This is a genomic window from Rhizobium sp. Root483D2 (assembly GCF_001426685.1).
GTDB lineage: Bacteria > Pseudomonadota > Alphaproteobacteria > Rhizobiales > Rhizobiaceae > Pararhizobium > Pararhizobium qamdonense.
Genome location: NZ_LMFB01000044.1, coordinates 227 through 19,060, shown reverse-complemented (window position 1 = coordinate 19,060; position 18,834 = coordinate 227). Strand labels below are relative to the sequence as shown.

Below are 18,834 nucleotides of genomic sequence, written 5' to 3'. Positions count from 1 at the left end.
CTATTCGATGACGACAAGCGCTTCGCCGTACTCGACCGGTGCGCCGTCTTCAACGAGGATTTCCGTTACCTTGCCGGAGCGGGGCGCCGGGATCTGGTTCATCGTCTTCATGGCTTCGATGATCAGGATCGTCTGGCCTTCCTTGACGGTGGCGCCGACTTCAACGAAGGGGCGCGAGCCGGGAGCCGGCGACAGATAGGCGGTACCGACCATCGGGGCGGTCAGCGCGTTCTTGGAGGTTCTCGCTGGTTCCGGAGCGGAGACCGCAGAAACGCCGGCGGCAGCGATCTGGACGGGGGCCGCGACCGGGACCGGTGCGGACACGTATTGCGGCGTGCCGGCGCGCGAAACGCGGATACGCAGGTCGTCCTGTTCCACTTCGATTTCGGTGAGATCGGTTTCGTTCAGGATGTTGGCGAGATCGCGGATCAGCGACTGGTCGATGCCGGGTTTCTTGTCAGCCATGGATATGAGCCTCGTGTTCTTTTTATTTCGTGTGTTGTGTGAGTGTCTTTAGCGCATTGAGCGCCAGAATGTAACTGTCGGCGCCAAAGCCGCAGATCACGCCTTTGGCTGCCGGTGCCAGCATCGATTTGTGCCGGAACTCTTCGCGGGCATGAACATTGGAAAGGTGCACTTCGACGACCGGAATGCAGATCGCCTTGGCCGCATCGTGCAAGGCGATCGATGTATGCGTGTACGCGCCGGCATTAATAGCGATGCCCTGCGCCACGCTGCCTGCCTCATGGAACCAATCGATCAGCTCGCCCTCATGGTTGCTTTGGCGGCAAACGACGTTGAGACCGAGCGTATTGCCATGCTCGACGCACATGGCCTCGATATCGGCCAGCGTCTGGCCCCCATAAATACCGGGCTCGCGTTGACCGAGCGCGTTGAGATTGGGGCCGTTCAGCACGAAAATGGTCGATGGCATAAGGGATCCGGTCCGATAATCGAGCGCTACCTATAGACCGGTGAACTGCCAAGGAAAAGCCCTTTGGCCCCCCTCGGCATTTGTCCACAAGCCATAACGTGCAGCTTTGCCCAAAATATGAGCTTAGCAGACAGTCTTGCCGCAGGTACGGACGTTGGTGACTTTAGTTTCAATTTCTTCGGCACCGACAGCACCGTAGACGGCTTCCTTGCCGATCACATAGGACGGCGTGCCGGTAATGCCGAGATCGTTGGCCAGCGTGTAGACTTCCTTGACGGCGTCGTCCTGGGTATTTTCCGCCATCTTCTTGCGCAGATCGGCCTCGGGAACGCCGAGGCCCGTGGCAACGGCCATGGCCGTCTCTTCATTGGCGCGATCCTCGCCGCCGAGCAGGGCGCGGTGGAAATCGCCGTATTTTTCCGGTGCGATTGCGCGGAATGCCGTGCTGACCTTATGGGCGGCCATCGAATCCGGTCCGAGGATCGGCAGTTCCTTGAGGACGAAGCGGACGTTCTTGTCCTTTTCCAGAATGGTTTCCATGTCCGACAGGGCGCGTTTGCAATAGCCGCAATTGTAGTCGTAGAACTCGACGATGGTCACATCGCCTTTGGGGTTTCCGAGCGTCACGTCGTAGGGCGACTGAAAGATCGCCTTTTCATTGTCGGTAATGGCAGCCTGCGCCTGCGCCGACTGTTCGTCGGCCTGCTTCTGCTTCAGCGCCTTTTGCGCCTCCAGCAGGATTTCCGGATTGGCGACGAGGTATTCCTTGATGAAATCGCCGATTTCCTGCTTCTGCTTGGCATCGAGCGCGTATGCGGGCGAAATGGCGGCACCCGCTGTCAAAAGGATGAGCGAAGCGGCGATGATCTTGCGGGCGTTGAATGCCATGATGGTCCTCGTTGTCTTTCGTTGCTGCAGTCTGTCGTTCAAGTGCTAAGGCTGCGTCAACAGGCTTGTTTGAAGGACAACAGAATATCCTTGCCGACCATAGGGCGGCGCGGTGCCAAACGAAACCGCAAAATCGGCGGAAATGCGGCGTTCGTGCACTTGTGAAGCCCTTTGCGATCAGGCACATGCCTGTCACGTCAAAAATATCGAGGATGTGCCGTTGAAGCCCCTTTCCGTTCGCAGCGCCGTCGAGCCTTTCCATGCCATGGACGTTCTGGCCGAAGCCACCAAGCGGCGCGAAGCCGGCTATCCGGTGATCTCGATGGCGGTCGGCCAGCCGAGCCATCCTGCACCGGAGGCGGCTCTCAAGGCCGCCCGGGCGGCGCTTGACCATGGCCGCCTCGGCTATACCGACGCACTCGGAACCGCGTCCCTCAGGATCGCAATCGCCCGGCATTATCGCACACGCTATGGCGTCGAGATCGATCCCAGGCGCGTCGCCGTGACGACGGGGTCGTCGGCCGGTTTCAATCTGGCATTTCTCGCGCTGTTTGATCCCGGCGATTGCGTTGCCATTGCGCGGCCCGGCTATCCCGCCTATCGCAACATTCTTTCAGCCCTCGGCCTGACGGTCGTCGAGGTCGAGACGGACGCCGAAAGCGGTTTCACGCTGACGCCGCAAAGCCTGGAGGCGGCAGCTGTCCAAGCGGGCAGGCGGCTTGACGGCGTTCTGCTCGCAAGCCCAGCCAACCCGACCGGCACAGTCACGGGCCGGGCCGGGCTGAAGGCGCTCGCCGATTATTGCCACGCCAACGATATCGCCTTCATCTCGGATGAAATCTACCACGGGCTGACATTTGCCGGCGACGAGACAACGGCGCTTGCCGTGACCGATGAAGCCGTGATCGTCAATTCGTTCTCGAAATATTATTGCATGACCGGCTGGCGGATCGGCTGGATGGTGCTGCCGGAAGAACAGGTCCGCGCTTTCGAGCGGATCGCCCAGAGCCTCTATATCTCGCCGCCGGAACTGTCGCAGATCGCCGCGGAGGCAGCGCTTGGCTGCGAGGCGGAGCTGGATATCTACAAGGCATCCTACGCCGCCAATCGCGACCTTCTGCTCAAGCGTCTGCCCGAAATCGGCTTCACCATCGCCTCGCCGATGGACGGCGCCTTCTATGCCTATGCCGATGTCAGCCGCTTCACCAATGACAGCATGGATTTCGCCCGCACGATGCTGGCGCAGATCAATGTCGCGGCCACACCGGGGCTCGATTTCGACCCGCTTGAAGGACATCGCATGATGCGGTTTTCCTATGCCGGCGCGCCGGACGACATAGCCGAGGCGATGAACCGCATTGCCCGTTGGCTCGCGTGATCCTGTAACGATTTCAGGATGTTAACAGTTTTTCCGGATTCAGTTCGTGACAACCTTGAATCAGCTTGGCAACGGGACCGGCAGCGCTTTCATGCGCGCCCGGCGGACGCGCATGGCTTGATCGCATGCCAAATTCCCTGCCTCAGCGGCAGATCCGGATTGTCTCAACGACCGGGTTGCCATCCGCATCCGTCTTGCGGACCGTCTTGGTCACACAGACCGGTGCAAAGGCGGTGTCATAGCGTCCGTAGTAAAAGTCGTTATAGCGCTGGCGGCTGTTGCCGTCGGCCTGTGATGTCGCAAGCGAAATCGTGGGAATGGCGACGAGCGCGGCGGCGGTAAGGAAAGGCCGCATGTTTGCCTCCTCTGGTTCACGCCGGACAAGCCCATCCCGTCCGGCTGCGCCCACTCTGCAACTGTCGCGATATTTTCACAGTTCCTCATGGAACAAGGCCGCAAAACGAAAAAACCGGCCAATCGCTTGGCCGGTTTTTTCATGTCTCAGGTATCAGAAGCGGCTCAGAAGAAGCCGCGCTTCTGCCACCAGCCACCCTTCTTGGGCTTGGCCGGATCAGCGTCGCCATCGTCCTTCTTGACGGTGGACGACTTGACCACCGGCTCGCTGGCAATCGTGTCGATGTCGCGATTGGCGCGCACCGGCTTCGTTTCGTCGAGCTTGGTTTCCTCGAGATCCGCAGCCGCTTCTTCGACGGCCGGTTCCTCGGCGGGAACAACCGCTTCCGGCTGTGCTTCGACGGCGGCCTGGGCGTCCGCATCAGCGGTCGCAACAGGTGCAGGCTCGGCAGGGGCCGCCTCGACGGCGGCAACGGCCTTCTTGCGGCTGCGCTTCGGCTTGGCCGGCTTCACGTCTTCCTCGGCAGCAACCGGGGCTTCGGTGATCGCTTCGACAGCAATGTCTGACACAACGGTTTCGCTGGATACCGTAGCAGCAGCCTCGGTCTCTGGCGCGTCGGCTGCGGCATCTTCACCCGCGCTTTCGCCGTCGGCTGCAAGGTTTTCACCCTCTGCCTCGTCCGGACGATTGCGGCGGCCGCCACGCTTGCCACGGCGGCGGCGCTTGCGCTTCTGGCGTTCTTCTTCGCTCAGGCCCGCGTCCTGTGCATCGTCGGCACCAGCCTGTGCTGCAACGTCCTCGGCCTCGTCCTCGTCGCCATCCTCATCGGAGGCATCGTCGGAACGGACACCGGCTTCAGCACCCTGTTCGCTACCCGGACGGCCACCGCGCCGGCGCCGGCGGCGCTTGCGCTTGCGGTTGCCCTGTTCGTCGCTCTGTTCGGCAGGTGCGCGTTCGCTACGCTCGGCCCGCTCAGCGCGTTCCGGCTTGGCGTCCGCCACAACCTCTTCTTCGTCCTCGATATCCTCTTCGATAACGATATCGTCGTCCTCATCGATTTCCGGCTCGAACTGGATGATCTGCTCGATCTTCACCGGGTTCTCGACGGCTTCGCCGCGATCGATGGCGAAATGCTGGGCGCCGACATGTGCGTCCGCCTCGATGATGATCTGGACGCCAAAGCGCTCTTCATAATCGATGATCGTGCCGCGCTTGTGGTTGAGCAGGTAAAGCGCGATGTCCGGTGTCGTGCGCACGGTGATGTTGTGCGTGGTGTTCTTCAGCAGGTATTCTTCGACGCCGCGCAGCACATGCAGGGCGACAGAAGACTGCGAGCGCACATGGCCCGTGCCGTTGCAATGCGAGCAGATCTGCATCGTCGATTCGAGAACCGAGGCGCGGATACGCTGGCGCGACATTTCAAGCAGGCCGAAATGCGAGATGCGGCCGACCTGGATGCGGGCGCGGTCGTTCTTGAGGTGATCCTTGAGGCGCTTTTCAACCGAACGGTTGTTGCGCTTTTCCTCCATGTCGATGAAGTCGACGACCACGAGACCGGCAAGGTCGCGCAGGCGCAGCTGGCGGGCGACTTCTTCGGCAGCTTCCAGGTTGGTCTGGAGTGCGGTGTCTTCGATCGAGTGTTCGCGGGTCGAACGGCCCGAGTTGACGTCGATGGCAACAAGCGCTTCGGTCTGGTTGATGATGATGTAGCCGCCAGACTTCAGCGTCACCTGCGGTACCAGCATCCGGTCGAGCTGGGCTTCGATGCCCGAGCGCGAGAAGATCGGGTGCACGTCGCGGTAAGGCTGAACCACCTTTGCGTGGCTCGGCATCAGCATCTTCATGAAGCCCTTGGCTTCCTTGTAGCCTTCCTCGCCGGCAACGATGATCTCGCTGATATCCTTGTTGTAAAGGTCGCGGATCGAGCGCTTGATCAGGGAACCTTCCTCGTAAACGAGGCAGGGGGCCGTGGAGGACAGTGTCAGCGTGCGAACATTTTCCCACAGGCGCATCAGGTATTCGAAGTCGCGCTTGACTTCGACCTTGGTGCGGTTGGCACCGGCGGTGCGCAGGATGACGCCCATGCCCTGCGGCACGTCGAGCGCGCGGGCAATTTCCTTCAGGCGCTTGCGGTCAGGCAGGTTGGTGATCTTGCGGGAGATACCGCCGCCACGCGCCGTGTTCGGCATCAGGACCGAATAGCGGCCAGCGAGCGACAGGTACGTGGTGAGTGCCGCACCCTTGTTGCCGCGTTCTTCCTTGGCCACCTGCACCAGCAGGATCTGCCGGCGCTTGATGACTTCTTGGATGCGGTACTGCTTGCGCGGACGGCGGTTGACCTGCCGGTCCGGCACTTCTTCCATCGCATCTTCGGCGCCGACGGATTCGATGACTTCCTTTTCTTCATGATGACCATCGTCATCATCGTCGTCATCATTGTTGCGGCGTCCGCCGCGTGTGTCTTCCGAAATGCTGTCGGTATCGACCATGGCGGCCATTTCGCCGTTATTGCCTTCGTCGCCGTCCGTATCGGTGGCAGCTTCAGCGGCTGCAGCCTTCTTCGTGCGGCGCGGACGCTTGGCCTTTGCTTTCGGTTTTTCGTCCGCCTCGGCAACGAGATCCGGAGTGGATGCGGGTTCCAGCGTCTCGACAGCGTCTTCGGCAGTCTCGATCACTTCGACCACGGTTTCTTCGGTGGTTTCTACCGTTTCCTCATCCGAATCGGGACCGAGATCCGTGCCGGTCTCGACATGCTCGATGTCGTCGTCACGGCGCGCCTCTTCGGCTTCCTGCCGCAACAGAGCCTGCCGATCCGCGAGCGGGATCTGGTAGTAGTCGGGATGGATTTCGGCGAAGGCCAGGAAGCCGTGCCGGTTGCCGCCGTAATCGACGAAGGCGGCCTGCAGCGACGGCTCGACGCGTGTCACTTTCGCAAGATAGATATTGCCGCGGATCTGTTTCTTGTGTTCGGATTCGAAGTCGAATTCTTCTATGCGGTTTCCGCGTACGACAACGACGCGCGTCTCTTCAGCGTGAGACGCATCGATAAGCATTTTCTCTGCCATGTAGGTGGTGCTCCTCGGCGCACCCTGGAAACGGCAGGAAAATAGCGTCCCGGAGGAGACTTTCCATGCAGCTCAGGTTTTTCGCCGGATGTGAATGTTCCTGTAAGGTAGGGGAGATGGTCCAACAGCCAGACGGCAGCCGGAACTAGTCTGTTCCGGGGCCTGTTTACTTCTGACCGATACTGCTGGGACAACGTTAATGACCAAACAAGAATGCCAATGTAGTAGGCCTTGACGGCCCGATGAATGTGCCCGGTCACGGGCCTGCGGTGATCGTCACCATAAACGCTCCGGCCACCGCCGGAATTTCTCGATTCAGCATGCTAAGACAAAGTGGAGCGACGGCGGATGAAGCGCGACTGCTTGTGCGAGACGTGATCTGCGTTGAAGCGGTTTTACCCGTCCCGATCACGCTCTGGCGCCAAGGCTTAAAAAACCCTTTGGCTGCCGGTCGTCGATTCTATCCCGTCAACACTTTCTCCCTGAAAGGCTTTTATGTTTTCTATGTCACAATGGCAAGGGAAAAGCCGAAACCGCCATAATATTGATTGATTCGCTTGTCGGGGTGTGTACTGCCGGGTCGTCGCTTTCGTGCCGCTTGGCCGCGCCCTGGAGACGCTGTAATAGCGTGGGAAGAGGGTGGTTCGCACATCGGAAAATGCCGGAAAGCAAGTTTTGGTTAACCATATCGCGTCATGGATGGTACAGGCAAACACACATGCTGCAGGCTCTGTGCCGGAATGAGACGTCGCGGCCAGATCGCGGAAGACGTTGTGCCGGATGCTCGCGGGTGTGTGCAATGAAGGAAAAGCGGATTTGATCCTGTCAGCGATGATACGACGGTGCCTGCTCGGCCTCATGCTTGTGTCTGCAGCCCCTGCCGTGCATGCAGCCGATGAACCTTTGCTTGCCTATAACGCCCGCATCGCCGGCGACGATGCCCGGACGCGCGTTGTCATCGATTTCGACCGCAAGCCGATTTTTCTCGTCCATTACCTTGCCAATCCGCCCCGTGTCATCGTTGATCTGCCGGAAACCTCCTTTGGCCTGAAGCCGGAAGACCTGAAGGCGCGCGGCCTGTTCACCGAGATCCGCTACGGCGCCATGGGGCCTGGAAGTGCCCGCGTGGTGCTGACGGCAACCAAGCCTGTTGCGGTCACCGTGGCCGATGTGAAAGCGGACGAGGAGGGCAGGGGGTTTCGCCTTGTGCTCGATGCGGAACGGGTGAGCGCGGAACGGTTTTCCAGCCTGATGGAAGAGCAGAAATGGACCGGCACTGTCGCCACCGCAAAGACCGACCGGCTGGTGGAGCCGGCCGCACCCGGCGCCTTTGTCGTTGCTGTCGATGCAGGCCATGGCGGTATCGATACCGGCGCCATCGGCAGCGAGACGAAGATGGAAGAAAAGAGCGTCACGCTTGCCTTCGCCACCCAGCTTGTCGAGACGCTCAACAAGGAAAAAGGCGTCAAGGCGTTCCTGACGCGCGACAAAGATGAGTTTCTCTCGCTGCCGGAACGCGTCCAGGTCGCCCGCCAGCACAGCGCCAACCTGTTCATCTCCATCCATGCCGATACGCTGAAGCAGCGCGATATTCGCGGCGCAACCGTCTATACCATCTCCGACAAGGCCTCCGATCACCTGGCAGCCAACCTTGCCGCCCGCGAAAACCTCTCGGACGAGATCGCCGGCGTCACCTTCAAGAGCGAACCGGCCGAGGTCGCCGATATCCTGATCGATCTGACGCGCCGCGAAACGCAGGCGTTTTCCGTCAATCTGGCCCGCTCCGTCGTGTCGTCCTTCGAGGGGCAGATCAACCTGATCAACAATCCCCACCGCTATGCCGGGTTCCGCGTTCTGCAGGCGCCGGATGTGCCGTCGATCCTTCTGGAACTCGGATTTCTCTCCAACAAGGAAGACGAAAAGCTCCTCGTCGATCCCGTTTGGCGCGCCAAGGTTTCCGGCCTTCTGGCCGTCGCCCTGCGCAGCTATCGCGGCGAGGCAGTCGCAAATGGCGGCTGAGCCCCGGTGGAGCGGGGTTTGATCCACCGGAATTCCGTGATTTGATCAGCAAATAACATCTGTTGTGATTTGTGTCGCCGGGGTAACAGCGATATGGCTTTCAACGGGATGACCTATGTTTAATCGGCGATAAGCCCTATTTTGCTCACAATCCGGTCGCTATCGGAAAGCCTGAATTGCGCGGCAGGTGATCTGCAAGAGAATCGCCAGCCGTAAACATGCAACGTCGGGAGCGTGACCGTCATCCGGAGCGCGTTCATTCGTTGTTTCATACGCTGGCGTGATTGCATTCGGACAAGGTGCGGGTTAGGCCAACCTCCAACATGTGCATCCGCATAGATAAACGATAACTGGATACCGGTACCTGGCTGATGATCAGACTGATTGGATATTTCTTCGGCATTGGCGCATTCATGGTGCTCGGCGTTGCCGCAGCGGCTGCCATTTATCTTGGCCATGTGACCAAGGACCTGCCAGATTATGAGGTCTTGAACAGCTACGCGCCGCCGGTAACGACGCGCGTGCATGCCGGCAATGGCGCGCTGATGGCCGAATATGCCCGCGAGCGCCGCCTCTATCTGCCGATCCAGGCCATTCCGGACCGCGTCAAGGCGGCCTTCATTTCGGCCGAAGACAAGAATTTCTACCAGCATCCCGGCGTCGATATCACGGGTCTCGGCCGCGCCATCTTCGTCAACCTGCAGAATTTCGGTTCCGGCCGCCGTCCGGTCGGCGCTTCGACGATCACCCAGCAGGTGGCCAAGAACTTCCTCCTGTCCGCCGACCAGACGATCGACCGCAAGGTCAAGGAAGCGATCCTGTCCTTCCGCATCGAGCAGGCCTACAGCAAGGACCGCATTCTCGAACTGTATCTCAACGAGATTTTCTTCGGCCTGAATTCCTACGGGATCGCCGGCGCAGCGCTCACCTATTTCGACAAATCCGTGACCGAATTGACGATCGCCGAGACGGCCTATCTCGCCGCATTGCCGAAGGGTCCGGCAAACTATCATCCGTTCCGCAGAGCCGAAGCGGCCATCGAGCGCCGCAACTGGGTAATCGACCGCATGGTCGAGAATGGCTATGTCGCCAAGAGCGATGGCGAGGAAGCCAAGAAGCAGCCGCTCGGCGTCAGCGTCCGCCGTGGCGGTTCGCATCTGTTTGCCTCCGATTATTTCGCCGAGGAAGTCCGCCGCCAGATTATCCAGCGCTATGGCGACAATGCTCTCTACGAAGGCGGCCTGTCGGTTCGCACGTCGCTCGACCCGCGCATTCAGGTGGAAGCGCGCCGCGCGCTGCAGAACGCGCTGGTGTCCTATGACGAGCGCCGCGGGTTCCATGGTCCGATGAAGTCGATCGAAATCGGTGGCGACTGGGGCGAGCCGTTGGGCAAGCTGAATGCGCTGTCGGATGTTCCCGAGTGGAAACTGGCTGTTGTCCTGTCGGTTGATGGCAATGGCGCCGATATCGGCATCCAGCCGGACAAGGATGCAGGCGGCAAGGTCGGCGCCGATCGCGTCACCGGCCGTATCAGCGCCAAGAACATGCAATGGGCCTACCGTTCCTCGACCGGCGATCGCAAGACGGCCAGGTCGCCGGAAGGTGTGGTTGGGCCCGGCGATGTCGTCTATGTCGAGCCGACCGATGCAGCCGGCGAGTTTCGCCTGCGCCAGCCGCCGAAAGTGCAGGGCGGCCTTGTCGCCATGGACCCGCATACGGGCCGCGTTCTGGCCATGGCCGGTGGCTTCTCCTATGGCCAGTCGGAATTCAACCGGGCAACGCAGGCCATGCGCCAACCGGGATCGTCCTTCAAGCCCTTCGTCTACGCGGCAGCGCTCGACAACGGCTATACGCCCGCGTCGGTCATCCTCGATGCGCCGTTCGAACTCGTCACCGGCGGCCAGGTCTGGCGTCCGGAAAACTATGGCGGCGGTTCGGCCGGCCCCTCGACGCTGCGGCTCGGCATCGAAAAGTCCCGTAACCTGATGACGGTCCGGCTCGCCAACGACATGGGCATGAACCTCGTTGCCGAATATGCTGAACGTTTCGGCATCTACGACAAGATGCTGCCGGTTCTCGCCATGTCGCTCGGCTCGGGCGAAACGACCGTGCTGCGCATGGTCTCGGCCTATTCGGTGCTCGCCAATGGGGGCAAGCAGATCAAGCCGTCGATGATCGACCGTATCCAGGACCGGTACGGCAAGACGATTTTCCGTCATGAAGAGCGCACCTGCGACAATTGCAATGCTGCCGATTGGGAAGACCAGGAAGAGCCGGTGCTCACCGACAACCGCGAGCAGGTGCTTGACCCGATGACCGCCTACCAGATCACGTCGATGATGGAAGGCGTGGTCACGCGCGGAACTGCGGCCGGCAAGATCAAGCTTGATCGCCCGGTTGCCGGCAAGACCGGAACGACCAATGACGAAAAGGATGCCTGGTTCGTCGGCTATACGCCGGACATGGTGGCAGGCCTTTATCTCGGCTTCGACAGTCCGGCACCGCTTGGCCGTGGCGGCACGGGCGGCAGTCTCGCTGCACCGGTCTTCAACGATTTCATGCAGGCAGCCATTGTCGGCACGCGCCCGAGCAAGTTCGTGGTTCCGGAAGGCATGAGCCTCATCCCCGTTAACCGCAAGACCGGCATGGCGGCGGCCGATGGCGATCCCGACACGATCATTGAGGCCTTCAAGCCCGGTACCGGCCCGGCCGAGACCTTCTCGGTCATCGGTGGCGCCGATCAATATATCCCGCCGGAAGAAATCCTGAAGGCATCGCCGCAGGCAAACGACGCCATCAACCGTGGCTCCAGCGGACTGTTTTAACCCCATCCTTCCCCTTTGCTGACGCCTGCCGGTCTTTACATAACCGGCAGGCGTCGCTATTCACGGCGCACATTCCATAAAGAGCGCAAGAAGCAGGATCATGCGGACCGAAATCGAGAATATTGTCGACGAAATCAAGCAGGCCATAAGCCTGCTGAGGAGGCATCTTTGACTGGGATCAGGCGGTAAGACGGCTGGACTGGTTGAACAATAAATCCGAGGACCCAAACCTCTGGAACGATGCGGCCGAAGCGCAGAAACTGATGCGGGAACGCCAGCATCTCGATGACGGCATCACCAGCGTGCGCGCTTTCGAGCAGCAGATGCAGGATGCGATCGATCTCATCGAACTGGGTGAGGAAGAGGGCGACGCCGATATCGTCAAGGAAGCCGAGGACGCCTTGCGCGTCCTGCGCACCGAGGCCGCCCGCCGCCAGGTGGAAGCGATGCTGTCCGGCGAGGCCGACAGCAACGACACCTATCTCGAAGTCCATTCCGGCGCCGGCGGCACCGAGAGCCAGGACTGGGCGAATATCCTCTTGCGCATGTACACGCGCTGGGCGGAACGCCAGGGCTATAAGGTCGAACTGCTCGAAGTTCACGATGGCGAAGAAGCCGGCATCAAGTCGGCGACCCTCCTGGTCAAGGGACACAATGCCTATGGCTGGCTGAAGACCGAATCGGGCGTACACCGCCTGGTGCGCATCTCGCCCTTCGACAGCAACGCGCGCCGCCACACCTCGTTCTCGTCGATCTGGGTCTATCCCGTCATCGACGATTCGATCCAGATCGATATCAACGAGAGCGATTGCCGCATCGACACCTACCGGTCGTCGGGCGCCGGCGGCCAGCACGTCAACACCACCGATTCGGCCGTGCGCATCACGCATATGCCGTCCGGCATCGTCGTGCAGTGCCAGCAGGAGCGCTCACAGCACAAGAACAAGGCGAAGGCCTGGGACATGCTGCGCGCCCGTCTTTACGAAGCCGAACTGAAGAAGCGTGAAGACGCCGCCAATGCCGAGGCGGCCTCCAAGAGCGATATCGGCTGGGGCCACCAGATCCGCTCCTACGTGCTGCAGCCCTACCAGCTGGTCAAGGACCTGCGCACCGGCGTTGCCAGCACCGCACCCGACGATGTGCTCGACGGCGACCTTAACGAGTTCATGGAAGCCGCACTCGCCCACCGCGTCAATGGCGGCGCCGATGCCGTGGTCGATGATCTGGCATAAGCCGGGTTTTCCATCGTGTAAAAATCACAAAAGCCGGGCGCAAACCATCGCCCGGCTTTTCTTTGATTTTACCGATCAGTTGGTTGCGCGCTCGACCTTGATATCCCCGACATCGTCGATCAGCACCGTCCAACTCTCCGGTTCGCTCGCCGCCGGGTCCGTTTTCAGATAGACCGTGGCAAACAGTCCCGGCTGGGCGGCAAGGCCGTCCGATGTATCCGGCCTGATATCGGTAACATAGGCTTTCATCGCGGAAAACTCCTCAAGCTCTGCCGACGAAACCACTTTCGGACCGGACGTATCGAGCGCCACCTGCTGCAGGAAGATGTGGGCGTTACCCTCCGGCTGGCGCACCGCAACCAGCTTGTAATAGCCACGCTGGGCCGCAGACGCAGCTTCAGGCTGACTGCTTGGCGCCGTGCCTGCCTGTTGATTGGGAACGCCGAGCGGATCGCTGCTTTCCTCCCAGAACCCGGTGCTGGTCACGAAGATGATATTGGCAGGCATCAGCACGGTCTCGTCTGCCCGCGCAGGCGATCCCGCTGCCAGAGGCAGCGCCAGACCAAGGGCAGCCAGGCAGCAGAGCGAAAGCGGGGCTGCACGCCGTCTATCTTGCCGGGGCGAAAGCACGCTGGAGCGTTGAATGGGGAGCATCGTGAGGCCTTCGGTAAACGCGTGTAACAGCTGGATGCTCTGGTGCCCCGATCCGTTGCAGGCTTCAAGGCACATACAACTCTGCCATAGTTTCAGGCGGGAATCGATTCGAAATCAAGGCATTGCGGCGGGGAACGAAGACCCTGCCTGAGGGATCGCGCAGCACTTCAGTTTGAAAACTGTTCTGCAAGAATGCGGTCCGACCAGGAATAATCCGGGTCCGAAAGGATGTGCGCCGTCTTGTTTTCCGATTCGGCAATGCGAACCTTCACCACGGACTTGACCTCGATATGATCGGCGACCGCGTTGACCGGGCGTTTTTCCGGCTCGAGAATTTCGATATCGACGGTCACTTTATTGGGGAGCAGCGCACCACGCCAGCGCCTCGGCCGGAAGGGGCTGACCGGCGTTAGCGCCAGAAGCGGAGCCTCAAGCGGCAGGATCGGGCCGTGCGCGGACAGATTATAGGCCGTCGAGCCGGCCGGCGTGGAGAGCAGCACCCCGTCGCAGATCAGTTCCTCCAGCCGCACCCGGTCATCGACGACCACACGCAGCTTTGCCGCCTGATAGGATTGGCGGAAAAGATAGACTTCGTTGATCGCCAGCGCCCTAAAACTGTTGCCGTCCGTGTCGATCGTCTGCATCTCCAGCGGCCGGAATGTGTTCTCGACCGCTTCTGCCAGGCGTTTGTGCAGGTTTTCGGTGCTGTAGCGGTTCATCAGAAAGCCGATCGAGCCACGGTTCATGCCGTAGATCAGCTTGCCGGAATTCATCGTTTTGTGCAGCGTCTGCAACATGAACCCGTCGCCGCCGAGCGCCACGATCACATCAGCACCGTCCGGATCTTCTTGGCCGTAAAGCGCAATCAACTCCTCCGCCGCCGCCTGGGCTTCGTCGGTTGCGGAAGCGGCAAAGGCGATGGTTTTAAACGTGCGAGCCATGAAATGCCTGTCTGCTTTAGGAAAAAGGACCGTTACATGCGCAAAGGCCCCGAATATGCATCATCTTAATGTCCGGCAGAAGACGCCGCTGGACAGGATGCAAAGACACATCATGCACAAAAGCCCATGCCGTGAAAGGAAAGAGTGAGGCTCATACCCGCCAGTGCTCTGTGACGTCACGCACCATGATCGAATAGTGCCGGCTGATAACCGGCGCGCCGTGATTCGCGCGGCAATTCGGGTTGATTCTCAATGGCATTGCAAAGCGTTTGAAGCCACAAATCCATCTGGCATCACCAATTGGCAAGCCAGCGAAAAATCCGGTAAACCTGGATTATGTCGAGGAAAAATGGTGCCCCCACCAGGACTCGAACCCGGGACCCCCTGATTACAAATCAGGTGCTCTACCAACTGAGCTATAAGGGCAGCACTTGCGGCAGGGAGTTACCATATTCTGATCGCGTGTAAAGCAAAAATGCGATTGTGCGGCTGCTTTTTCGTGGAGACGGCGGCTGCATAGGCGCGGAGCGTTATTCTGCGGCTTCGAGCATGGCCGCTGGCGGGTCGATTTCGGTGCAGCGCGACATGGCGCTTGGCAGGTGGTCGGCAATAAAATCGATGAGGGCGCGGACCGAGGGCAGCATGCCGTGGCGGGAGGTGAACACCAGGTGCGCAATGGTGGTGTTCGAGCACCAGTCCGGCAGCACCGGCATCAAAACCCCGGTGCGGATGCCCCGGTTGCAGAGATGATCGGGAAGAAGGGCGATGCCGATGCCCTCGATGGCGGCCCGCTCCAGAATGCCAAAATCGCCGCAACCGATCACCGGCTGATGGGCGATGTCGCGTTTCGTTCCGTCGGTATGGTTCAATTGCCAGGTATCGGTCAGATGCTGTTCGTTCATCGACAGCGTCGGCAGGGTGCCGAGCGTATCGATCGTCACATTGCCGATCCGCGCCATCAAGGCGGGGCTTGCGACGAGAAACTGGCGGGCCTCGCCGAGCTTGCGCACGATCAGATTGTTGTCGGTATCCAGCTGGTCACGCGCCCGCAGCGCAACGTCGATGCGCTCCTCGACCAGATCGATCCGCCGGTTGGTCGCGGTGATCAGCAGGCGCACGCCGGGATAGCGGCGGTGAAAGGCCGGCAGGATATGGCCGACAATTGGCGCAAAACCGATCGGGCAGGCCAGCCGCACGACGCCGGTGGGCTCGCTCTTGGCGGCGGCGACCACCGCTTCGGCGGCCTCGACGCCCGACAGGATCGTCTCGCAGCGCTCGTAGAAGGCCTGGCCGATATCGGTGACCCGCAGCTTGCGGGTGGACCGTTCGAGCAGGCGCACATCGAGCTGCTGCTCCAGCCGGGCGACATGCTTACTGAGCTTGGATTTCGGAATGTTGAGGACACGGGCGGCGGAGGAAAAGCCCTTGTGTTTCACCACGGCGGCAAAGAGCGCGAGATCGTTCAGGTCCTGCATGTCACACCTTCATGTCCATTAAGTATTGGTTCCATTGTTTCTATCAGGAAACGGCTTGTCGAAAAAGGGGCGGCTTATCGGCCGATTGTTTTAAATTCATATGTGTTGCACCCAAACGCCACGCAAGCACACACAAGCCATAAGGTGCCCGCCATGAACATTCTGCATCTCGACTCCGGCATTCTCGGAGACCATTCCGTTTCGCGCCGCCTGACGGCATCGATCGTCGCGCGCATCAAGGCTGAGCGCCCCGGTGATAGCGTCACCTACCGCGATCTGGCCGCCGCGCCGCTCGCCCATCTCAACGGCTCGCACCTGATGGCGGCATCCGCCAATCCGGAGGGCCTGGATGCCACGCTGGTGTCCGAACTGGATGCCGGCCGCGCCTCGCTCAACGAGTTCCTCGCTGCCGATGTCGTCGTCATCGGTGCGCCGATGTACAATTTCGCCATTCCGAGCCAGCTGAAGACCTGGATCGACCGCATCCTCGTTGCGGGAACGACGTTCCGCTACACCGAGGCCGGCGTTGAAGGCCTTGCCAAGGGCAAGAAGATCATCGTCGCCTCGACCCGTGGCGGCCATTATTCCGGCGCGTCGCCGATCAGCGCCATGGACCACCAGGAAACCTATCTCTCCACCGTGTTCGGTTTCATCGGCATCACCAATGTCGAATTCGTGCGCGCCGAAGGCCTGGCCATCAGCCCCGATTCCAAGGAAGCGGCCATCACGGAAGCGGAAAAGGCCATTGCCGGTCGCGGCCATTTCGATATCGCTGCGTAACCACCCGCTTCGCTTGCTTCAATGAAAAGCCGGGTACACGCTGCCCGGCTTTTCTGCGTCCCGCCGCTTCAGCGCGGACTGGACACGTCTGTCCCGAGCGGATAGAGCCCGGGTGACACGGCGCAAGCCGGAAAAGAGAGATGGGAATGACAGATGACGGATGTCCGCGACAGCAACGGCACAATCCTGAATGACGGGGACAATGTTACCCTGATCAAGGATCTCAAGGTCAAGGGCACGTCGGAGACCCTGAAGCGTGGCACGATGATCAAGGGTATCCAGCTGACCGGCAATCCCGACGAGGTCGATTGCCGCCATGCCAAGATCAAGGGGCTGGTGCTGCGCACCGAATTCCTGAAGAAGGCCTGATTCCGGGAGCGGCTGACCGTCATAAGCCCCATAGCCCGGCGTGCCGGGCGGGACTCGACGCTCCGCATTTTTGTATTACACTTTGTTTATGAAAACCGCTTCGGCATGGCGGATGATGGCGGTTGTTTCGTTCCTTGCCGGACTGATACCGGCTGTGTCTCTCGCCGCACCGCCGGATGCCGCCTGCACCTGCCGCAACCGGGACGGCTCCAAGCTCGAACTCGGCCAGACCGCCTGCATCCGGGTTGGCGATACCGTCTATCTGGCGCGCTGCGAAAAAGAACTCAATGTCACGACATGGCGAAAGCTTCGGGAAGGGTGCCCCGAAGCGCGCTTATCTGTTGCGCTGATGCCGTTGACAAACGAGCGGCTCAGGCTTTCGCCAAATGGCTGCGGGCGGCATACATGGCGATCGCGGCTGCATTGGAGACATTCAGCGACTTGATGGCGCCGGGCATGTCGAGGCGGGCCAGTGCGCTGACCGTCTGGCGCGTCTTCTGCCGCAAGCCTTTACCTTCGGCTCCCAGAACAAGCGCGATCTTTGCGCCCGACAGCGTCTCTTCCAGTGGCGCCGGACCTTCCGAATCAAGCCCGATCGAGACGAAGCCGAGCTTGTGCAGCTCTTCCAGTGCGTCGGCGAGATTGGTGATCTGGATGTAGGGGATCATTTCGAGGGCGCCGGAAGCAGATTTGGCCATGACGCCCGATTCGGTCGGGCTGTGACGCTGCGTGGTGATCAGCGCGCCGGCATTGAAGGCGACGGCGGAGCGCATGATGGCGCCGACATTGTGCGGATCGGTCACCTGGTCGAGGACGAGGATCAGCGGGCTGTCATTGAGCGCTGAAAGCCGGCGCACGGGCAGGGGGACCGTTTCCAGCATCGCACCCTGATGGATCGCGTCGGGCCCGAGGATCTTGTCGAGGTCCTGCGGCGTGACGATCTCGACTGGAAATCCGAGCTCTTCGACCGGGCCGGTTTCAAGCCTGACCAGCGCGTTCTGGGTCACCGAAAGCTTGGTGATCTTGCGCTCGGGATTGTCGAGGGCGGCGCGCACCGTGTGGATGCCGTAGAGCAGCACCTGATCCGGCGCCAGTTGCGGTGCCTTCCAGTCGGGCGCCGCACTCCTCTTGCGCTTGTCCTGCACGGGCGTTGGAATTTCGCCGCGCTCGCGTTTGCCGTCGCGATGGGCGCGGCGAAGAGTGGCGTAATGGGTGTCTTTGGCGTTCTTGTCGCCCGGATTATCTTTGCTCATGCCCGTCTTATACTGACGATGCGGTTCGCGTGGAACCGTTTTTCGCGAAATCGGCGGCTCACGATCTTTATCGCGATTTTCCCAACTTTTTCTGAGGCGCCGTGTTGACAGGATGAAACGGGGCCGTCATATACCCGGCGCAGATTGAGGCAACGGCTTGCCCCGGCAAACAACACCTTGATCTGCAAAGCTTGGTCGCTTGATCCCGACAGAATAATGGAGGGATGCCCGAGTGGTTAAAGGGGACGGACTGTAAATCCGTTGGCTCAGCCTACGTTGGTTCAAATCCAACTCCCTCCACCATTCTGTCACACGGATCTTGACCCGCGGGTATAGCTCAATGGTAGAGCAGCAGCCTTCCAAGCTGAATACGCGGGTTCGATTCCCGCTACCCGCTCCATCAAAATGCCTCCCCCCTTCACGCGCCTATTGTGCTGCTTTAACAAAGTCCCGCAAATTGTTGATTTGCGTCCGCTTCCGCGTTTGATGCCGGCGCCATTGGAATTGTGCGGGATCGTCCCTACATAGGCATCATCAAGGCCTCAAGGGCTTGACAGCGCGCAAAATAATTAAGTCTTGCGCATTCCGCCTGAAACCCTTAAACGCCTCCCCAAACCGGCGCCGCCGGTATGGTGCATTCTCATTGATCACAGGAAACTTGACCCC

At 60.4% G+C, this 18,834-nt stretch carries 16 protein-coding genes, 3 tRNA genes and 1 pseudogene; 10 read left to right on the top strand and 10 right to left on the bottom strand.

Annotated features, from left to right (window positions below; translation table 11 throughout):
• The 3 genes from accB to ASD32_RS27220 form a co-directional block, all read right to left on the bottom strand.
• Entirely contained in the window at positions 1-465 is a 465-nt protein-coding gene (gene accB / locus ASD32_RS27230; RefSeq protein WP_060641171.1) for an acetyl-CoA carboxylase biotin carboxyl carrier protein, read from the bottom strand.
• A gap of 22 nt (positions 466-487) precedes the next feature.
• On the bottom strand, positions 488-934 hold the full coding sequence (gene aroQ, locus ASD32_RS27225; protein WP_060641170.1) for a type II 3-dehydroquinate dehydratase: 447 nt from the start codon (positions 932-934) through the stop codon (positions 488-490).
• Positions 935-1,057: 123 nt separating this feature from the next.
• Positions 1,058-1,822 (bottom strand): DsbA family protein, encoded by a 765-nt coding sequence (locus ASD32_RS27220; protein ID WP_060641169.1) that lies wholly within the window; start codon positions 1,820-1,822, stop codon positions 1,058-1,060.
• A 220-nt stretch (positions 1,823-2,042) separates the two neighbouring features.
• Here ASD32_RS27220 and ASD32_RS27215 point away from each other — a divergent pair, with 220 nt between their 5' ends.
• The gene (locus tag ASD32_RS27215) at positions 2,043-3,200 is read left to right on the top strand and encodes an aminotransferase class I/II-fold pyridoxal phosphate-dependent enzyme (RefSeq protein WP_156383400.1); all 1,158 of its coding nucleotides are present in this window, start codon (positions 2,043-2,045) and stop codon (positions 3,198-3,200) included.
• A 142-nt stretch (positions 3,201-3,342) separates the two neighbouring features.
• On the opposite strand, the gene ASD32_RS27210 is transcribed toward ASD32_RS27215, so the two are convergent.
• Complete coding sequence (locus ASD32_RS27210) at positions 3,343-3,555, bottom strand: hypothetical protein (RefSeq protein ID WP_060641168.1); 213 nt, start codon at positions 3,553-3,555, stop codon at positions 3,343-3,345.
• Between the two features lie 164 nt (positions 3,556-3,719).
• Positions 3,720-6,620 (bottom strand): ribonuclease E/G, encoded by a 2,901-nt coding sequence (locus ASD32_RS27205; protein WP_060641167.1) that lies wholly within the window; start codon positions 6,618-6,620, stop codon positions 3,720-3,722.
• Positions 6,621-6,862: 242 nt separating this feature from the next.
• Here ASD32_RS27205 and ASD32_RS29910 point away from each other — a divergent pair, with 242 nt between their 5' ends.
• From ASD32_RS29910 to prfB, 4 genes are all read left to right on the top strand, one after another.
• Complete coding sequence (locus ASD32_RS29910; RefSeq protein ID WP_156383399.1) at positions 6,863-7,162, top strand: hypothetical protein; 300 nt, start codon at positions 6,863-6,865, stop codon at positions 7,160-7,162.
• A 316-nt stretch (positions 7,163-7,478) separates the two neighbouring features.
• The gene (locus ASD32_RS27200) at positions 7,479-8,639 is read left to right on the top strand and encodes an N-acetylmuramoyl-L-alanine amidase (protein WP_244490303.1); all 1,161 of its coding nucleotides are present in this window, start codon (positions 7,479-7,481) and stop codon (positions 8,637-8,639) included.
• Positions 8,640-9,010: 371 nt separating this feature from the next.
• Entirely contained in the window at positions 9,011-11,464 is a 2,454-nt protein-coding gene (locus ASD32_RS27195; protein ID WP_060641166.1) for a penicillin-binding protein 1A, read from the top strand.
• A gap of 100 nt (positions 11,465-11,564) precedes the next feature.
• Positions 11,565-12,696 (top strand): peptide chain release factor 2 gene (gene prfB / locus ASD32_RS27190; protein ID WP_156383397.1). Its coding sequence is split into 2 segments (ribosomal slippage): positions 11,565-11,633 and positions 11,635-12,696, totalling 1,131 coding nucleotides; the frame shifts between segments, so codons are not numbered across the junction.
• 75 nt (positions 12,697-12,771) lie between these two features.
• Here prfB and ASD32_RS27185 read toward each other — a convergent pair.
• The 4 genes from ASD32_RS27185 to ASD32_RS27170 all read right to left on the bottom strand — a co-directional run bounded on the left by ASD32_RS27185 (position 12,772) and on the right by ASD32_RS27170 (position 15,766).
• Complete coding sequence (locus ASD32_RS27185; RefSeq protein WP_244490296.1) at positions 12,772-13,350, bottom strand: hypothetical protein; 579 nt, start codon at positions 13,348-13,350, stop codon at positions 12,772-12,774.
• A gap of 167 nt (positions 13,351-13,517) precedes the next feature.
• Positions 13,518-14,291: an NAD kinase gene (locus ASD32_RS27180; RefSeq protein WP_060641164.1), complete on the bottom strand. Its 774-nt coding sequence runs from the start codon at positions 14,289-14,291 to the stop codon at positions 13,518-13,520.
• A gap of 350 nt (positions 14,292-14,641) precedes the next feature.
• A tRNA-Thr gene (locus tag ASD32_RS27175) sits at positions 14,642-14,717 on the bottom strand.
• 104 nt (positions 14,718-14,821) lie between these two features.
• A complete protein-coding gene (locus tag ASD32_RS27170) occupies positions 14,822-15,766 on the bottom strand; it encodes a LysR family transcriptional regulator (protein WP_060641163.1) in 945 nt (314 codons plus the stop codon).
• Between the two features lie 153 nt (positions 15,767-15,919).
• Here ASD32_RS27170 and ASD32_RS27165 point away from each other — a divergent pair, with 153 nt between their 5' ends.
• From ASD32_RS27165 to ASD32_RS30900, 3 genes and pseudogenes are all read left to right on the top strand, one after another.
• A complete protein-coding gene (locus ASD32_RS27165) occupies positions 15,920-16,546 on the top strand; it encodes an FMN-dependent NADH-azoreductase (RefSeq protein ID WP_060641162.1) in 627 nt (208 codons plus the stop codon).
• Positions 16,547-16,699: 153 nt separating this feature from the next.
• Positions 16,700-16,915: an alkylphosphonate utilization protein gene (locus ASD32_RS27160; protein ID WP_060641161.1), complete on the top strand. Its 216-nt coding sequence runs from the start codon at positions 16,700-16,702 to the stop codon at positions 16,913-16,915.
• An 88-nt stretch (positions 16,916-17,003) separates the two neighbouring features.
• A pseudogene (locus ASD32_RS30900) lies at positions 17,004-17,270 on the top strand (hypothetical protein); the annotation flags it as partial.
• A gap of 16 nt (positions 17,271-17,286) precedes the next feature.
• On the opposite strand, the gene ASD32_RS27155 reads toward ASD32_RS30900, so the two are convergent.
• On the bottom strand, positions 17,287-18,168 hold the full coding sequence (locus tag ASD32_RS27155) for an RNA methyltransferase (protein ID WP_060641160.1): 882 nt from the start codon (positions 18,166-18,168) through the stop codon (positions 17,287-17,289).
• Between the two features lie 218 nt (positions 18,169-18,386).
• Here ASD32_RS27155 and ASD32_RS27150 point away from each other — a divergent pair.
• A tRNA-Tyr gene (locus ASD32_RS27150) sits at positions 18,387-18,471 on the top strand.
• A 23-nt stretch (positions 18,472-18,494) separates the two neighbouring features.
• Positions 18,495-18,568, top strand: a tRNA-Gly gene (locus tag ASD32_RS27145).
• Positions 18,569-18,834: the final 266 nt, after the last annotated feature.